The organism is Type-A symbiont of Plautia stali, from assembly GCF_059731155.1.
Map to the genome: position 1 here is coordinate 3369347 of NZ_AP035891.1, position 16199 is coordinate 3385545.

Genomic DNA, 16199 nt, shown 5'->3' on the forward strand with positions numbered 1-16199 from the left:
CTTTCGAATTCATAAACTATATAAATAGTTTTCAATAAATCATACGTAGTAATTAGGAAGATGAGTGCGCTCAATATAAATATAAAAATAAGCGATTTTTTTTTGAAAGAACCATGTGTATTTTTTTCACGTTATGATGCCTTTTACTTTCAGATGTGGTGTGTAGCAATATAATTTAAAGCAATGCATTTTGTCTAATAAATATTTTTATTGTTAATGATTGTGTCCACGTCTCAATATGAAATTACATTGATTTCCTTAGGGAAAGCAATGCAATACCCTCTGAATATCGCATGTAGCAACGTTCAGGGCCAAGGCAGAGGTAAAATATGGACTGTTTTATTCAGCACCATGCTTTCCTGTTTGCCATAACGATGCTTTTTCAAAGCAGAACTTAAACTAAGCAAGAGAAGATAATTATGGCTATTGATATGTTTTTAAAAGTTGATGGTGTCACCGGTAAGTCCAAAGACTCCAACCATACTGGTTGGACAGACATCACCTCATTCTCATGGTGCGCAACACAGCCAAGTAACATGTCTGTTGGAGGCGGCGGCGGCGCTGGTAAGGTTAATTTTAATGACCTTAGGCTGTGTCCCTTAATCACCTGAGATATAGTAACTACCTGTTTCCACAACACACTGAACTATGGCTCGCTACGACCTTCCCGATGAAGCATGGACATCATCCAGCCCTTATTACCTGCTGAACCAGCAACACCACGGGCCGGACGTCCATGGGCTGAACATCGTATGATCATCAACGGCATGTTCTGGGTGCTGTGTTCAGGCGCACCATGGCGCTATTTGCCTGAGCGATATGGCCCATGGAAGACCGTTTATAACCGTTTTAATCGATGGTCTAAATCGGGAGTGATTAACATTATTTTCAACAGGTTACTTTCTTCTCTTGATGCTCATGGTCTCGCTGACTGGTCCGCAACTGCGCTGGATGGCAGCAATATCCGGGCACTCAGGTGCGCCGCCGGGGCGCAAAAAAACATTCCGATATCGCCGGAGATAATGGGCTGGGTCGCTCTCGCGGTGGTTTTGGCACCAAAATCCATCTGGCGACAGACGGAAGCGGTCTGCCGTTAAATATCGTACTGAGTCCCGGTCAGGCTCACGAAAGCCAGTTTGCACAACGTCTTCTGGACGGTATTGGTGTTCAGCGCCGGAACGGCAGCATGAAGCGTCGTGGCCATGCAGTGCTGGCTGACAAAGCCTACTCCGGACAAAAGAATACCGCCGCATTGCCACACGTTACGACAAAACGGCGAGGAATTATCTGGCGATGGTGAAACTGGGATGCATCCGGCTGTTTTACAAAAGGTTATGTAATTAAGGGACACAGCCTAATCTTCAGGAATTTTCGCTAGATAACCAAGCCCAATTCATCAAAAAATATGCTGATGAGCATAATATGGAAATCTTGCATACTTATGATGATGCAGGTAAAAGTGGTGTATCCACAACTGGAAGGCATGATTTTAATAAGCTTGTAAACGATATCCTTACGAAAGAAATAAATATCGATGCAGTCCTTGTATACGATGTTAGTCGCTTCGGTCGTTTCAAAGATCCTCAAGAGGGCATTTATTATAAATATCTATTAAAAATGAACAATGTGGATTTCATTTATTGTGCCGAAAATCTCCCAGAAAACAGTGAAACTGAAACATTCATACTTTCGTCACTAATGTATGCAGCGGGTGCATTCAGTAAAAATATTTCAATAAAAGTTTTTGCAGGACATGTGAATCTTGTTAAGAGAGGCTATTACCAAGGTGGTAAACCAGGATATGGGCTTAAAAGAAAGTTACTCGATAATAATAACAAACCGAAGATGATACTCGCTCATGGTGAGAGAAAGAGCCTTCAAACAGATAGAATAGTCCTCTTTCCTGGAATAAAAAAAGAAATCGAGCTAATAAAAAAATCTTCAACAGGTTCATTTTTGACGGTTTAAATGAGTATCTTATCGCATCACGACTCAATCAGGAGGGGTATAGATTCAGCGATAAAACAGAATGGACACGAGGCCGAATTCACTCTGATCTTACCAATAATCGATATACAGGAAAATACACTTATAACCGTACCTCACAAAAATTAAAGACTAAGAGGGTTCAAAATCCTGAAGAAGACTGGATTAAATATAATTCTTTTTTCAAACCAATAATTTCAGATGAGAAGTTTAAGTTAGCCAAGGAGATTATTGACAACCGTTCTGCAAGAATGAGTAATAAAAAGATATTGGATTGTTTAAGGAAAATTCTTTCTAAGCATGGGAAAATATCAGCGTTTATTATAGATGAAGAGGATAGTAGTTCATCAAGCAGTGTAGTGGCAAGCCGATTTGGAGGTCTTCTCAATGCCTATAAATTAATTGACTATACCCCTGAGCGAGATTATCAATATATAGAGATAAACTCTTACCTGCGAAAGAAGCACGGTGATATTGTAAACAAAATAAAAAATGAAATTTTAAGCAGTGAAGTAAAGATATCAGAAAACAAACTGGTGACAGTTAATAGAGCTTTAAGCTTCTGCATAGTGCTTTCACGATGTAAAAAAACAGGTTTAAATAAACATAAATGGATAGTGCGATTGGACAGGAGTCTAAATCCAGAAATTACTATCGTTGCAAGAATGAATAGTCTCAACACTGAGCATGTTGATTATTACATCTTACCGTCAATAGAATTTTTGGAACATGAGTTAAAAATAAAAGACAATAATAATCTTTTATTTGAAATGTATCGTTTTGATGATATCAAGCCATTCTTTAATATGTTATCAACTACTGATGATAAGGATGTACTTTAAATGCAAGATCAAAATGTTTACATGGTTAAAATATCTTCTATTAAGGTAATAATCCCTCGGTCAAGGAACAAATTTCGACATGCAGAAATAACTGAAAGCATTGATGCAAGCGGGCTAAGGAAACCAATAACGATTCGAAGGATCGTTGATAAAAAATACGATTTCGCTCTAATTTGCGGTCAAGGCAGACTTGAATCATTGACAGCTTTGGGAGAAGAATTGATACCAGCATTTATATTGGATATAGACAAAAACCAAGCTTACATCATGAGCTTAGTCGAAAATATGGCACGAGTGATCCCAAGAGCGGGTGAACAGTTCCAACGAATAAAAGAAATGACCGAGCAAGGATTATCTAACAAGGAGATATCAAACTTTACCGGACTATCTTTGCACTGGATTACAAGTTTAACCATGCTTATTAATAAAGGTGAACACAAACTTTTATCGGCTGTTGAATCAGGATGCATACCCATATCGTTTGCTGTCGAGATTGCAAGGGTGGATTTCGAAGGTGGTCAGGAATTATTAATCAAAGCATTTGATGAAGGTATGATAAAACATAAAGATGTTGGTAAAATTCGTGAAATACTCGACTCACGAGATGAAGGCCTTAAAGGTTTCATTAATAATAATTTGGGGGTTGCTAAGAAAAAGAAGAAGATGACTACTTATGAAGTACAACAACTTTACCAGGACAATATATCCCAACATAAAAAAACAAAAATAAAGCTGAATATGTAGAGATTAAACTACTAGTTGCAAGTCAAATATTCAAAGAGCTTAATAGCAATGAGAGTTTTTCTAAAATAGTAAATGAAGAGAGTCTACAAGATGTTGTCAAAGTCATAGTTAAAAACACTACCAATTGAGGTGTGAAATGATCAAATATTGTTATCAATGATAAATCAGTAAGCTTCAAACTCACTGATCTGACTTATACAAAAAAACTACTTACAAATTTTCAAATCAGTAAAAAATACACACAAATAAAAAGCACTATATTAGCCATCGGTATTAGTCGAGCCAATACTTGTTTTCATTGATCAAACCGAAAAATCTGTGAAAATTTTTCGATGGTCACTTTAGGCTTGAGGCCCTTAAAGACTTAGGCGAAGACAAAGTAAACTGCCTTATTTCGACCACTTACGACACCTACACACCTAATAAAAAAGTTAACCGTATCACAATATACAGATCCAACGAATGCTAAAAGCAGCTGTAAAAGTAGGAGTTCCTGTTGAAATGCTTTGCACACCATTGAATATAAGTGTTGAGTCTTTAAAATCTAACCTATCAGTTTTGAAGGGTATCTGCCCGGAAGTGATAGATTTGTTTAACGATAAAGATATCCCGATCAATACTTTCAGAACCTTAAGGAAAATGATTCCATTGAGACAGATAGAATGTGCGAACTTGATGGTAAAGTTTGAAAACTATTCAACCCTATTTTCGGAATCATTATGTCACAGTTCCTCTCCTGAGTGCCTTATACAGCACCCCAAAAAGAAATCAGATTCTAAACTCGCTAACAGAAAAGCGATTGAGAGACTTGAAAAAGAAATGGCTCAAGTTCACTTTGATACTCAAAAAATTAAAGAGAGTTACGGTTCGAATAGTTTAAAGCTCACGATTATTATTTCCCACATTAAGAAAATACTTGAGAATCCAAAAGTGTTTCATTGGCTTCTGAGGAATAAGAACGATTACCTGAATGAAATAACAAAGATCTCAGACATAGATAAACTTACTTAGAGAATCTTTGTAAGTTTTACTCTAATCAATTTTAGAATAAAAAATGCTTGCATTAATACCTCGTTTAACTCGGCTGTGTCCCTTAATTACATAACCTTTTGTAAAACAGCCGGATGCATCCCAGTTTCACCATCGCCAGATAATTCCTCGCCGTTTTGTCGTAACGTGTGGCAATGCGGCGGTATTCTTTTGTCCGGAGTAGGCTTTGTCAGCCAGCACTGCATGGCCACGACGCTTCATGCTGCCGTTCCGGCGCTGAACACCAATACCGTCCAGAAGACGTTGTGCAAACTGGCTTTCGTGAGCCTGACCGGGACTCAGTACGATATTTAACGGCAGACCGCTTCCGTCTGTCGCCAGATGGATTTTGGTGCCAAAACCACCGCGAGAGCGACCCAGCCCATTATCTCCGGCGATATCGGAATGTTTTTTTGCGCCCCGGCGGCGCACCTGAGTGCCCGGATATTGCTGCCATCCAGCGCAGTTGCGGACCAGTCAGCGAGACCATGAGCATCAAGAGAAGAAAGTAACCTGTTGAAAATAATGTTAATCACTCCCGATTTAGACCATCGATTAAAACGGTTATAAACGGTCTTCCATGGGCCATATCGCTCAGGCAAATAGCGCCATGGTGCGCCTGAACACAGCACCCAGAACATGCCGTTGATGATCATACGATGTTCAGCCCATGGACGTCCGGCCCGTGGTGTTGCTGGTTCAGCAGGTAATAAGGGCTGGATGATAGTGCATGCTTCATCGGGAAGGTCGTAGCGAGCCATAGTTCAGTGTGTTGTGGAAACAGGTAGTTACTATATCTCAGGTGATTAAGGGACACAGCCTAGTGCCAGAACATCAATTGCAGCTGTTCTTTCAAAACGCACGAAACGTTAGCGATGATTATTGTAACGCCCGGCTAGGTCAATCGTGTGCCGATTTTCACCGGGCATGAATCCCAGCCATCCTTGCTGCATTGATTTGAGCAGCCCATAAAACCCCGCATTGGCGGGGTTTTTTGTGGGCGTTATTCGCTGCCCTTAAAAACGTGAGTATTGCCAAGCAGCAACGCTGTTGCGGGCTTATCCATCGATTTACCCATTTCATTACAGGTCGATAGTGGGTTTTCAAAAGAATATCCGCTGGCTTTAAATTTGTTTGTTACGTTGATTGCCTTGATATTTTTTAGGTAATTAGCAGGCAGGTCTTTTGTCCAGATGGGGGGGCATATCCCGCTAGAGGTGATTGCTTTATAAGTTTCGTCATCAACATTGGCGGCGGGTATCACAATAGTTAGCTGATCTTCCTTTAGGCTGACTTCGGTCGGTTGCCAGGGCTTAAGCTTATTTTTAAGGGTGATGACGTCTGAAGCTTGCGCCGCAGCTACTGAGGAGAATATTAACGCAGAGCAGATCAGGGCTAAGTGTAATCGCATTATCAAGCGTCCTTTTGAGGAGAGTTTGTCTGGCGAATCAATCGGAGGAAGGTGGTGGCGGTAAAAATGCACCGCCACTTTACCGCCACTCGAAAACCCAGATACAAAAAAACCGCTTCGGTGAGCGGCTTAAGTATATGTTTTTATGAAGAAATTTGGTGACCCCTGCTGGGCTTGAACCAGCGACCAAGCGATTATGAGTCGCCTGCTCTAACCACTGAGCTAAGGGGCCAGCGGAGCGGGGATTATAAAGTATCTCGGTGGGGCGATCCAGCGTTGCTCAATCGGTTGGTGAAAATTCCCGCAATCACTGAGTCCTTGATCTCACAGCAAAAAATCCCCGAGCCTTGGCAGAAGCGGGCAATAAGCGCTCAGCGATGTCGCTTTTTTGAGACAAGGCTTGCTGCTGCCTTGTCTCAGGATGCGCAGGCTCAGCGATAGCGCGTGGCGGGCTTATTCAGCGAGATAAACGGCAGGATGACGCCGCGCGCCTGCTCAAAGCTTTGCCACAGGCCCATATCTTCTACCGAAGGAATGGTGATCGCTTCGCCGTCATCCAGACCGCGCAGCGCGGCGGCGACTAAATCGTCGACCTCCATCACCATCTCTGCCGGCAGGTCATCCACCGAGCGCCCGGTGCGCTGAAAGATTTCGGTGCGCGTCAGGCCCGGCAGCAGCGCCTGCACGCGTACGTTGTGGCCCGCCAGTTCGCGCTGCATATTCCGCGTCAGCGAAAGCACAAAGGCTTTCGTTGCATTGTAGGCCCCGTTTGCCTGCTCGTTGACCAGCGCCAGTACCGACGCCACGTTCACTATGGTGCCCGCGTTGCGACTGCGGAAAACCTGTGCGGCCGTGTGAGAGAGCTGCGTCAGCGCCACCACGTTCAGTGCCAGCATGGTTTGCGTCTGGTCGATGCTGGCATCAATAAACTCGCCTTCCACCATCATGCCCGCATTGTTGATCAGCGTGGTAATACGCGTATTTTCCCGCAGCTCGCTATCAATACGTGCCAGATCCTCATGGCGCGTCAGGTCCGCGGCCAGCACGCTGACTTCCACGCCGTGCGCCTCACGCAGCGACTGCGCCAGCGCGCTCAGGCGTGCAGCATCGCGCGCCACCAGAATCAGGTCATTGCCGCGTGCAGCCAGCTGTTTTGCGTAAGTTGCGCCGATACCGCTGGAGGCGCCAGTGATTAAAGCCAGTTGGTGTGACATGGAAAAGCCATCTGTATGATGGTCGTCATATTGGTGTGCTGTTAATATGACGAACATCATATCTATCGTCAAGCTGGAATATGACGATAGTAATAATTACACTGATTGCCATTAACGATGAGCAGTGTAACAACCGATGGAAAAGCTAAGCCATAAGGCGCGCACGCGGCAGCGCATTCTGGGTGATGCGCGAATGCGGCACCGAGGGCATTGGCGTAGCAGCGCTGATGAAGCGCGTCGGCCTGACGCACGGCGGGTTTTATGCGCACTTTGCCTCGCGTGAAGCGCTGGTCGAAGCGGTGATTAGCGAGATGTTTGCCGACTCGGCGCAGCGTTTTGCCGCCGTGCTAGCGATTGAGGATCCGGCTGAACGGCTGAACCAGTGGATCGACCGCTATCTGTCGGACCAGCACTGCGGTGCGCCGGGCGAGGGGTGTCCGATACCCGCGCTGGTCAGCGAAGTGGCGCATTTACCGCCGGATGCGCGGGCGCTGTTTTCGGCGAAGCGCGAAGCGGTGCGGCGCCAGCTGGTGCAGGCGCTGCAGCAGCTGGGACATGCGCAGGCGGAGAGCATTGCCAGCAGCATGCAGGCCGAAATGGTCGGTGCGCTGGCGCTGGCGCGCGCCTGCACTGACGAGGCGGAAGCGCGCCAGATGCTGGAGGTGACGTGTCAGGCAGTCAAATTGCGCGCCGGCTTGGTGACGGCATGAGCGATCACGACATCCGCGACATCATCGCGCCCGATTTGCAGGTGCTGTTCTGCGGCATCAACCCGGGCAAATCCTCGGCGCATACCGGTTTTCACTTTGCGCATCCCGGCAACCGCTTCTGGAAGGTCATCCATCAGGCCGGGTTTCACCCACGAGCAGCTGCTGCCGGAGCAGGAACAGCGGCTGCTGGAGACCGGCTGCGGCATCACCATGCTGGTAGAGCGCCCCACCATTCAGGCCAGCGAGCTGGCGGGCGCGGAGCTGCGCGATGGCGGCGCGCGTCTGCAGGAAAAGGTGCTGCGCTATCAGCCGCGTGCGCTGGCGGTGCTGGGTAAGGATGCGTTTCAGAAGGCGTTTCGTCAGCGCAATGTGGCGTGGTGCGAGCAGCCGCAGTTGCTGGGCGAAACCCGCTTATGGGTGCTGCCCAATCCCAGCGGATTGAACCGCGCTTCGCTGGAGGAGATGGTCGCCGCTTATCGCCAGCTTCATGATTGGTTACAGAATAAGGCGTGAGCTGGCTCTGTTTCATCAGGTAATAACGTTGTTCATCGTTTTGTTTCTGGCTACACCGGATGCTTCACGCAAAAAAAGGAGCAGGGAGATGAAGCAACGCACCATGGTTCTGGCGGCACTGCTGCTGGCGGCGCAACCGGGCGTCTAGGCCGCAACGCTGAGGTATTCAGTTCCGGCGGTATGTACCCGGTGATTGAAAGCCTGAAGCAGGATTATCAGCAGCAGAGCGGTGACAGCATTGAGCTGGAAGCGGCGCCGTCGATGGGGGATACGCCGCAGGCGATTCCTCATCGCCTCAAACGCCATGAAAGCGCGGATGTGCTGGTGATGGTGGATTACGCCATCAAGCCGCTAGAGCAGGCGAAATGGGTGGATAGCGCCAGCCATCAGGTGCTGGCGCACTCGTATATTGCCATGGCGGTGAAGCAGGGCACGACGCCGCCGGATATCAGCACCGTCGCGAAGTTCAAACAGGTGCTGACCTCCGCCTCAAGCATCGCCGTGTCTGACAGCGCCAGCGGCAAATATATTCAGAGCAAGATGCTGGATAAGCTGCAGCTGAACCCGAAAACAGCTGCGAAGATCACCGTGATTCCGGCCACGCCGGTGGGTGAGGCGGTCGCGCAGGGCAAAGCCGAGCTGGGCTTCCAGCAGAACAGTGAGCTGAAGGCGGTGAAAGGCATTACTATCGTGGGATTGATTCCGCCGGCAGCACAGCAGGACACGCTATACGGTGCGGTGATCACGCGCAGCAGCCAGCAACAGCAGGCCGCGGCGAAGTTCGTGAAATACCTGCAGAGCGACAAGGCGCACAGCGTGATGCAGGAGAAAGGGCTGACGCCATACTGAAGACAATAAAAAACCCCGGCAAGCCGGGGTTTTTACTGACCAGGACGATTAATCGTCGAGGAAGCTACGCAGCACTTCCGAGCGGCTCGGATGGCGCAGTTTACGCAGCGCTTTGGCTTCAATCTGACGGATACGCTCACGCGTTACGTCAAACTGTTTGCCCACCTCTTCCAGCGTGTGGTCGGTATTCATATCGATACCGAAACGCATACGCAGGACTTTGGCTTCACGCGCGGTCAGGCCAGCCAGCATGTCGTGGGTGGCAGAACGCAGGCTTTCCGAGGTCGCGGAATCCAGCGGCAGCTCCAGCGTGGTGTCTTCGATAAAGTCGCCCAGATGCGAATCTTCATCATCACCAATCGGCGTCTCCATGGAGATCGGCTCTTTAGCGATTTTCAGCACCTTACGGATTTTATCTTCCGGCATCAGCATGCGCTCAGCCAGCTCTTCCGGCGTTGGTTCGCGGCCCATCTCCTGCAGCATCTGGCGCGAAATACGGTTGAGTTTGTTAATGGTCTCAATCATATGCACCGGGATACGGATGGTACGCGCCTGGTCGGCGATGGAACGGGTGATAGCCTGACGGATCCACCAGGTGGCGTAAGTTGAGAACTTATAGCCACGGCGATATTCAAACTTATCAACCGCTTTCATCAGACCGATGTTGCCTTCCTGAATTAGATCGAGGAACTGCAGGCCACGGTTGGTGTACTTCTTGGCGATGGAGATCACCAGACGCAGGTTAGCCTCAACCATCTCTTTCTTCGCACGACGCGCTTTGGCTTCGCCGATCGACATACGACGGTTGATGTCTTTCACCTGCTCAATGGTCAGGCCGGTCTCTTCTTCAATCTGCAGCAGTTTCTGCAGCGAACGCATGACATCTTTTTCCACTTCCTGCAGTTTTTCCGACCACGGTTTGTTCATGGCGAGTGCCGTTTTGAACCAGCTCTCACTGGTTTCATTACCGGTAAACAGGGTGATGAAGTTTTTCTTCGGCATTTTACACAGTTCAACACACAGCTTCATGATCAGGCGCTCTTGCGTACGCACGCGCTCCATCATTTCACGCATGTTGTTCACCAGGTAGTCGAACTGCTTCGGCACCAGGCGGAACTGTTTAAACACTTCAGAGAGATTGTTGATCTCGGCCACAGCGTCCGCATGGCTGCGGCCTTTGGCTTTGATCACCGTGCGCGTGGTTTCGTACTGCGTACGCAGGTCGTTAAACTTCTCGCGCGCCAGTTCCGGATCGATAGAGTTATCGTCGTCGTCGCTCTCTTCGTCTTCCTCTTCGTCGTCGTCGCGGTCTTCTTCCGACAGTTCAGAACCGACGTGGGTCGCGGTTGGCGCCAGATTTTCCTCGGCGTTCGGATCGACGAAACCGGTGATCAGGTCAGACAGGCGTGACTCGCCCGCTTCAACGCGATCGTATTGATCGAGCAGGTAGGTGATCGCTTCCGGGTATTCGGCGACAGAGCATTGCACCTGGTTGATACCGTCTTCGATACGCTTGGCGATGTCGATTTCGCCTTCACGCGTCAGCAGCTCAACGGTACCCATTTCACGCATGTACATGCGTACCGGGTCAGTGGTACGGCCAATTTCAGATTCAACGCTGGATAATACCTGAGCGGCAGCTTCCGCGGCATCTTCGTCAGTATCGGTGCTGTTTTCATTCAGCATCAGATCATCGGCATCCGGGGCTTCTTCCACCACCTGAATACCCATATCGTTGATCATTTGGATGATGTCTTCGATCTGATCGGAGTCGACGATATCTTCCGGCAGATGGTCATTGACCTCAGCATAGGTCAGATAGCCCTGCACCTTACCACGGGTGACAAGCAGCTTAAGCTGTGACTGCGGGTTTTGCTCCATAAGACGGTATCCACACTTCTGTTAATTAGATTGGTGTCGGTCGGCAGCGAGCCAACTATAACAGTGAAGGCGTTGTATTTTTGCCGCTGCCTTCAACGCGGCCAGGGCTTTGGCCCATCGTAAATCGGCACTTAAGCCGCTTAATATTCTGTCCGAAGCTAACTTACTTGCCATTTTCAATTCTGGCAGTGCTCGCAATCCTCACGTACGCCAGTACGCTCCGGTTGCTGCGCGCTGGCAGCCTTGAAACTGACTGCGACGTTAACGCCTCTGGCACGTATGCATTGCTTCCGGCTTCGCTTACAGCGTCTATAAACCAGAAACATCAGGCAAGAAGGGCGGCTTTATCAGACTTCATCGTTCTGACCCGGTAAAATCTTATTTTTTCGCTAATGCTTGGCTTAATGCCCAGAATTCACGGCGTTCGGCGGCGCTCAGGCCTTCAGTCCGGTCGCGCGCAATCAGTGCTTCGAGGCGCTGCTCCAGCGCAGCATCATAGATGCTTGCCAGCGAGTCCTGAAACACTTCTTCCGCTTCGTCATCAACGATCATGTGGTTCCAGGTGGCCAGTGTTTCAAGGGGCTGGCTAAATTCTGTCCCGCGATATAACTCTAGTAGCTGTCCAGTGGTCAGGCTAGGATTCTCAGTACAACGGCGGACTAACTCCACAAACAGCGGCAATCCCGCTAATTTTGACTGCTCCAGCCCGTCCAGGACAGGCACGATGGCGGCAAATTGCGGATTCTGCACTAGCAACGCAATCAGCACGCGCATGGTGGTGCGTTTCAACGGTGGCGCCACCGGCGCGGTATTGCTTTCCGCCTGCTTAGGCATCAGCTTGTCTAACTGGTTATCGTCCAGAATGCCGAGTTTATTACCCAGCGTCTGGCGCAGATAGATGCGCAGCGTTTCGCCCGGAATCTGGCTGATCAGCGGCAGTGCCAGCGTCGCCAGCTTGGTGCGGCCGTCGCGCGTACTCAGATCCACCTGCGGCATCAGGCTGTCGAACAGAAACGTGGAGAGCGGCATGGCCTGCTCCATCCGCGCTTCGAACGCCGCTTTGCCCTCTTTACGCACCAGGGTATCCGGGTCTTCGCCGTCGGGCAAAAACATAAAGCGTAGCTGACGACCATCATTCATGTAAGGCAATGCGGTTTCCAGCGCACGCCATGCAGCTTCACGACCGGCGCGGTCGCCGTCGTAGCAGCAGATCACTTTATCGGTCGAGCGGAACAGCAGCTGGATATGTTCCGCCGTGGTCGAGGTGCCCAGCGAGGCGACAGCATAATCAATGCCGAACTGCGCCAGCGCAACCACGTCCATATAGCCTTCCACCACCAGCAGACGCGCCGGTTGCGGATGATTTTTTTGCGCTTCATACAGGCCGTACAGCTGGCGGCCTTTATGGAAAATCGGCGTTTCCGGTGAGTTAAGGTACTTGGGCGTATCGTTGCCCAGCACGCGGCCACCAAAACCAATCACGCGTCCGCGCTTGTCGCGAATCGGAAACATCACGCGATCGCGGAAACGATCGTAGGTGCGGCCGCTGTCATTGCTGACCAGCATGCCCACTTCCATCAGTGATTCACGATCTTCTTTCTGCTGACCGAAACGCTTCAGCACGTTGTCCCAGCCAGCTGGCGCATAGCCAATGGCAAAGTGATCGATCACCTGCTGGCTCAGCCCGCGTGTGGCGAGATACTGTTGTGCTGATTTCGCCTGCGGATTGCGCAGGCTCTGCTGATAAAAGCTGTCTAAACCTTCCAGCAGCTGATACAGGCTCTGGCGCTGATGGCGCTCCATCGGGCTCGGACCGTTGCCCGCTTCGTACGGCACTTCTAAGCCGTGCTGTGTGGCAAGCTCCTCAACGCTCTCGACGAAATCCAGACGATCGTGATTCATCAGGAAGTCGATGGCGTTGCCTTTGGCACCACAGCCAAAGCAGTAGTAGAACTGCTTCTCACCGCTTACGGTGAAAGAGGGGGTTTTTTCGTTATGGAAAGGACAGCACGCGTGATAGTTCTTACCCTGCTTTTTCAGCTTAACGCGGACATCGATAAGATCCACGATGTCCGTGCGGGCAAGTAAATCATTGATAAATACGCGTGGAATTCGTCCAGCCATAAGCCCCGGTTTTTCAGCTCATAAACGGCAACAAGCCGCGCTTCCTTTCGGAAAGCACGGCCTCTTACTTGACTCTGTCTGCGTTTAACACGCGGCGGAAGCGAACTTCCGAAAGAAATTAGTACTGACGAGTGCGGCGTGCGTTTTCGCGAGCCAGTTTCTTGGCGTGACGCTTAACTGCAGACGCTTTAGCGCGCTTACGCTCAGTCGTTGGTTTTTCATAGAACTCACGACGACGAACTTCAGCCAGAACGCCCGCTTTCTCGCAGGAACGCTTGAAGCGACGCAGTGCTACGTCGAATGGCTCGTTTTCACGTACTTTAATTACCGGCATTAACTCTCACCTCGATAAAATTCGGTTTTTGCTGCTGACTGCGGCGCCAGCACTTTTCAAAATGGTGCAGCATTTTACTCTAGGCGCGGCTGGCTTGTAAAGCACCATGGACAATTTAGAACCAACAGGAGCGTTTGCCTGTGCGGCTACCGGTTTTTTCAGGCCGTGGAGTATAGCGCACTCTTTGCGCGACAGAAAAACACTTTTTCACGTGCGGAAGGGCGCAGGCGTCAGCCGGCCTGTGCTACACTGCGCGCCGCAATGAAGAGGGTGATAAAGCTATGCGAGTTCTGGGTATTGAAACGTCCTGCGATGAAACCGGCATCGCGATTTATGACGATGCGTCCGGTCTGCTGGCGAATCAATTATATAGCCAGGTGAAATTACATGCGGATTACGGCGGCGTGGTGCCGGAACTGGCCTCGCGCGATCACGTGCGGAAAACCGTGCCGCTGATCCAGGCCGCGCTGAAACAGGCAAACTTACAGGCCGGAGAGATTGACGCCGTGGCTTACACCGCCGGTCCCGGACTGGTCGGTGCGCTGCTGGTTGGCGCCACCATTGGCCGCGCGCTGGCGTTCGCCTGGAACGTGCCGGCGGTGCCGGTGCATCACATGGAAGGCCATCTGCTGGCACCGATGCTGGAAGACAACCCACCGGAATTCCCGTTCGTGGCACTGCTGGTCTCCGGCGGCCACACGCAGCTGATCAGCGTCACCGGTATTGGTGAATATACGCTGCTGGGCGAATCGATTGACGATGCCGCCGGGGAAGCGTTCGATAAAACCGCCAAGCTGCTGGGGCTGGATTATCCGGGCGGCCCGATGCTGTCGCGCATGGCACAGCAGGGCACACCGGATCGCTTTAAGTTCCCGCGTCCGATGACCGATCGTCCGGAGCTGGACTTCAGCTTCTCCGGCCTGAAAACCTTCGCGGCGAATACCATTCGCGAACATGACGGTGACGAACAGGCGCGTGCCGATATCGCCCGCGCCTTTGAAGATGCGGTAGTGGATACGCTGATGATCAAATGCAAGCGTGCGCTGGAGCAGACCGGCTTCAAACAACTGGTGATTGCCGGCGGCGTGAGCGCCAATCGCACGCTGCGCGAACGCATGGTGGCGATGATGAGCGCGCGCGGCGGCGAAGTGTTTTATGCCCGTCCGGAGTTCTGCACCGACAACGGCGCGATGATTGCCTATGCCGGCATGGTGCGGCTGAAAGGCGGCACGCACGGTGAGCTGGACGTCAGCGTGCGGCCTCGCTGGCCGCTGGCGGAATTACCGGCCATCTGATGATAAAAAAACCGGCTGCGCCCCGGTTTTTTTATTTCTTCTTTTTACGCTTCCACACGCGGTTTTCCTGACCGCGCCACAGGCGCTGAATATTGTCGTGATGGCGCAGCAAAATCAGGCATGACAGCATCGACACCGGAAAGGTGAACTGCGGCTTAAACCACCAGACGTAAAACGGGGCAATCAACGCGTTGACGATCGCGCCAAGCGATGAGTAACCGCTGAGCAGCACCGTCAGCAGCTAGGTGCCGGTCATCAGCCGGTCAGGTCCCAGCCAATCGGCGCGATGGCCCCAAACGCGGTGGCCACACCTTTGCCGCCGCGAAAGCGGAAAAACACCGGATAGATATGGCCGAGGCAGGCGGCGATGGCCGTGAGGCCAAGATACATCGGCGTGACGTGCAGCCACCAGGCGATCCACTCCGGCACCATTCCCTTCGCCACGTCGAAAATCAGTACCGCGTCAGCGGCGGCTTTACCGCCAATACGTAACACGTTGGTGGCGCCTGGATTGCCAGAGCCTGCGCTGCGGGGATCGGGTAAACCAGCGAGTTTACAAACCAGGATCGCACAGGACATCGAGCCGCAAAGATACGCGAAAATAATCATACCAAGCGCGATAGCACTCATAGCTTCGTACCGTTCCTTTTGGGTCGTTTTATTCTCGATAAGCGTGGATAATACGCATAATCCGCCGGAAGTGGTATCCGGCTAAGCCAAAAACAGAGAGTGACATCATGGATATCGTATTTATAGAACAACTCACCGTGTTCACCACCATTGGCGTTTACGACTGGGAACAGGGCATGCAGCAGAAGCTGGTGCTCGATGTCGAAATGGTGTGGGATAACCGTCGGGCGGCGGTGAGCGACGATGTGAACCACTGTCTGAGCTACGCCGATGTCACCGAAGCGATCCTCAATCATCTGCAGGGGCAGCGTTTTGCGCTGGTCGAACGGGTGGCGGAAGAAATCGCCGATCTGTTGATGAATCGTTTCAAAACGCCCGGAGTACGCGTGAAGGTAGGTAAACCGGGTGCTGTCGCCCAAGCGGCGAGCGTGGGCGTGAGAATTGAGCGCGGGACTATTCCTAAATAAATCCTGCGTGATTGCCATCACAATGAAACCAAACCAAATTATGGTGTGTCTCAGTGGAGACCGCTGCGCTGATGAAGGGGAAGTGACCGAAATCGTTAAGGTTTCCTTCAGCAAGGCGCAGGCATAATTTCAGGCGGTAGCGGTGCGCGACCGCCTTTTTACTGTTTAAA

Annotated in this window: 11 protein-coding genes, 1 tRNA gene and 8 pseudogenes; 12 read left to right on the forward strand and 8 right to left on the reverse strand. The window is 50.5% G+C overall.

The window, feature by feature from the left end:
• Positions 1-419: 419 nt before the first annotated feature.
• The 7 genes and pseudogenes from AC6I8M_RS17980 to AC6I8M_RS18010 all read left to right on the forward strand — a co-directional run.
• Positions 420-605, forward strand: a pseudogene (locus AC6I8M_RS17980) (type VI secretion system tube protein Hcp); the annotation flags it as partial.
• A gap of 43 nt (positions 606-648) precedes the next feature.
• A pseudogene (locus AC6I8M_RS17985) lies at positions 649-1344 on the forward strand (IS5 family transposase).
• 78 nt (positions 1345-1422) lie between these two features.
• Entirely contained in the window at positions 1423-1968 is a 546-nt protein-coding gene (locus tag AC6I8M_RS17990) for a recombinase family protein (protein ID WP_022548666.1), read from the forward strand.
• An 11-nt stretch (positions 1969-1979) separates the two neighbouring features.
• Positions 1980-2168: pseudogene (locus tag AC6I8M_RS17995) on the forward strand (recombinase family protein); the annotation flags it as partial.
• Between the two features lie 69 nt (positions 2169-2237).
• Complete coding sequence (locus tag AC6I8M_RS18000; RefSeq protein WP_498013546.1) at positions 2238-2828, forward strand: hypothetical protein; 591 nt, start codon at positions 2238-2240, stop codon at positions 2826-2828.
• Entirely contained in the window at positions 2829-3572 is a 744-nt protein-coding gene (locus AC6I8M_RS18005) for a ParB/RepB/Spo0J family partition protein (RefSeq protein ID WP_022548664.1), read from the forward strand.
• A gap of 462 nt (positions 3573-4034) precedes the next feature.
• The gene (locus AC6I8M_RS18010; RefSeq protein ID WP_498013547.1) at positions 4035-4583 is read left to right on the forward strand and encodes a plasmid partitioning protein RepB C-terminal domain-containing protein; all 549 of its coding nucleotides are present in this window, start codon (positions 4035-4037) and stop codon (positions 4581-4583) included.
• A gap of 82 nt (positions 4584-4665) precedes the next feature.
• Here the strand turns inward: AC6I8M_RS18010 and AC6I8M_RS18015 are convergent.
• The 4 genes and pseudogenes from AC6I8M_RS18015 to AC6I8M_RS18030 form a co-directional block, all read right to left on the reverse strand.
• Positions 4666-5362, reverse strand: a pseudogene (locus AC6I8M_RS18015) (IS5 family transposase).
• A 242-nt stretch (positions 5363-5604) separates the two neighbouring features.
• Entirely contained in the window at positions 5605-6090 is a 486-nt protein-coding gene (locus AC6I8M_RS18020; RefSeq protein WP_318285198.1) for a hypothetical protein, read from the reverse strand.
• Positions 6091-6168: 78 nt separating this feature from the next.
• Positions 6169-6244 (reverse strand) — tRNA-Ile (locus tag AC6I8M_RS18025).
• Between the two features lie 199 nt (positions 6245-6443).
• Entirely contained in the window at positions 6444-7226 is a 783-nt protein-coding gene (locus AC6I8M_RS18030; protein ID WP_010618722.1) for an SDR family NAD(P)-dependent oxidoreductase, read from the reverse strand.
• Between the two features lie 136 nt (positions 7227-7362).
• Here AC6I8M_RS18030 and AC6I8M_RS18035 point away from each other — a divergent pair.
• From AC6I8M_RS18035 to AC6I8M_RS18045, 3 pseudogenes are all read left to right on the forward strand, one after another.
• A pseudogene (locus AC6I8M_RS18035) lies at positions 7363-7936 on the forward strand (TetR/AcrR family transcriptional regulator).
• Positions 7933-8449, forward strand: a pseudogene (gene mug, locus AC6I8M_RS18040) (G/U mismatch-specific DNA glycosylase). Before AC6I8M_RS18035 ends, mug begins: the two co-directional pseudogenes overlap by 4 nt.
• A 171-nt stretch (positions 8450-8620) precedes the next feature.
• A pseudogene (locus AC6I8M_RS18045) lies at positions 8621-9298 on the forward strand (substrate-binding domain-containing protein); the annotation flags it as partial.
• A 48-nt stretch (positions 9299-9346) separates the two neighbouring features.
• Here AC6I8M_RS18045 and rpoD read toward each other — a convergent pair.
• From rpoD to rpsU, 3 genes are all read right to left on the reverse strand, one after another.
• Positions 9347-11179 carry an RNA polymerase sigma factor RpoD gene (gene rpoD, locus AC6I8M_RS18050; RefSeq protein ID WP_498013548.1) on the reverse strand — a complete coding sequence of 611 codons (1833 nt, stop codon included), beginning with the start codon at positions 11177-11179 and terminating at the stop codon, positions 9347-9349.
• Positions 11180-11557: 378 nt separating this feature from the next.
• Positions 11558-13303, reverse strand: a complete 1746-nt coding sequence (dnaG, locus tag AC6I8M_RS18055; protein ID WP_498013549.1) for a DNA primase — start codon at positions 13301-13303, stop codon at positions 11558-11560.
• Positions 13304-13421: 118 nt separating this feature from the next.
• Positions 13422-13637, reverse strand: coding sequence for a 30S ribosomal protein S21 (rpsU, locus tag AC6I8M_RS18060; protein ID WP_010618716.1), 216 nt, complete (start codon positions 13635-13637; stop codon positions 13422-13424).
• Positions 13638-13918: 281 nt separating this feature from the next.
• On the opposite strand from rpsU, the gene tsaD reads away from it, so the two are divergent.
• A complete protein-coding gene (gene tsaD / locus AC6I8M_RS18065; protein WP_010618715.1) occupies positions 13919-14932 on the forward strand; it encodes a tRNA (adenosine(37)-N6)-threonylcarbamoyltransferase complex transferase subunit TsaD in 1014 nt (337 codons plus the stop codon).
• A 31-nt stretch (positions 14933-14963) separates the two neighbouring features.
• Here tsaD and plsY read toward each other — a convergent pair.
• Positions 14964-15562 (reverse strand): annotated as a pseudogene (gene plsY, locus AC6I8M_RS18070) (glycerol-3-phosphate 1-O-acyltransferase PlsY).
• A 107-nt stretch (positions 15563-15669) separates the two neighbouring features.
• Here plsY and folB point away from each other — a divergent pair.
• A complete protein-coding gene (gene folB / locus AC6I8M_RS18075) occupies positions 15670-16029 on the forward strand; it encodes a bifunctional dihydroneopterin aldolase/7,8-dihydroneopterin epimerase (protein WP_010618712.1) in 360 nt (119 codons plus the stop codon).
• Positions 16030-16199 lie beyond the last annotated feature (170 nt).

What these genes read in the sequence shown, in the direction of transcription:
- AC6I8M_RS17990 (WP_022548666.1), top strand. Translation starts at nt 1,423, where the DNA reads ATGGAAATCTTGCATACTTATGATGATGCAGGTAAAAGTGGTGTATCC.
- AC6I8M_RS18000 (WP_498013546.1), top strand. Translation starts at nt 2,238, where the DNA reads ATGAGTAATAAAAAGATATTGGATTGTTTAAGGAAAATTCTTTCTAAG.
- AC6I8M_RS18005 (WP_022548664.1), top strand. Translation starts at nt 2,829, where the DNA reads ATGCAAGATCAAAATGTTTACATGGTTAAAATATCTTCTATTAAGGTA.
- AC6I8M_RS18010 (WP_498013547.1), top strand. Translation starts at nt 4,035, where the DNA reads ATGCTAAAAGCAGCTGTAAAAGTAGGAGTTCCTGTTGAAATGCTTTGC.
- AC6I8M_RS18030 (WP_010618722.1), bottom strand. Translation starts at nt 7,226, where the DNA reads ATGTCACACCAACTGGCTTTAATCACTGGCGCCTCCAGCGGTATCGGC.
- rpoD (WP_498013548.1), bottom strand. Translation starts at nt 11,179, where the DNA reads ATGGAGCAAAACCCGCAGTCACAGCTTAAGCTGCTTGTCACCCGTGGT.
- dnaG (WP_498013549.1), bottom strand. Translation starts at nt 13,303, where the DNA reads ATGGCTGGACGAATTCCACGCGTATTTATCAATGATTTACTTGCCCGC.
- rpsU (WP_010618716.1), bottom strand. Translation starts at nt 13,637, where the DNA reads ATGCCGGTAATTAAAGTACGTGAAAACGAGCCATTCGACGTAGCACTG.
- tsaD (WP_010618715.1), top strand. Translation starts at nt 13,919, where the DNA reads ATGCGAGTTCTGGGTATTGAAACGTCCTGCGATGAAACCGGCATCGCG.
- folB (WP_010618712.1), top strand. Translation starts at nt 15,670, where the DNA reads ATGGATATCGTATTTATAGAACAACTCACCGTGTTCACCACCATTGGC.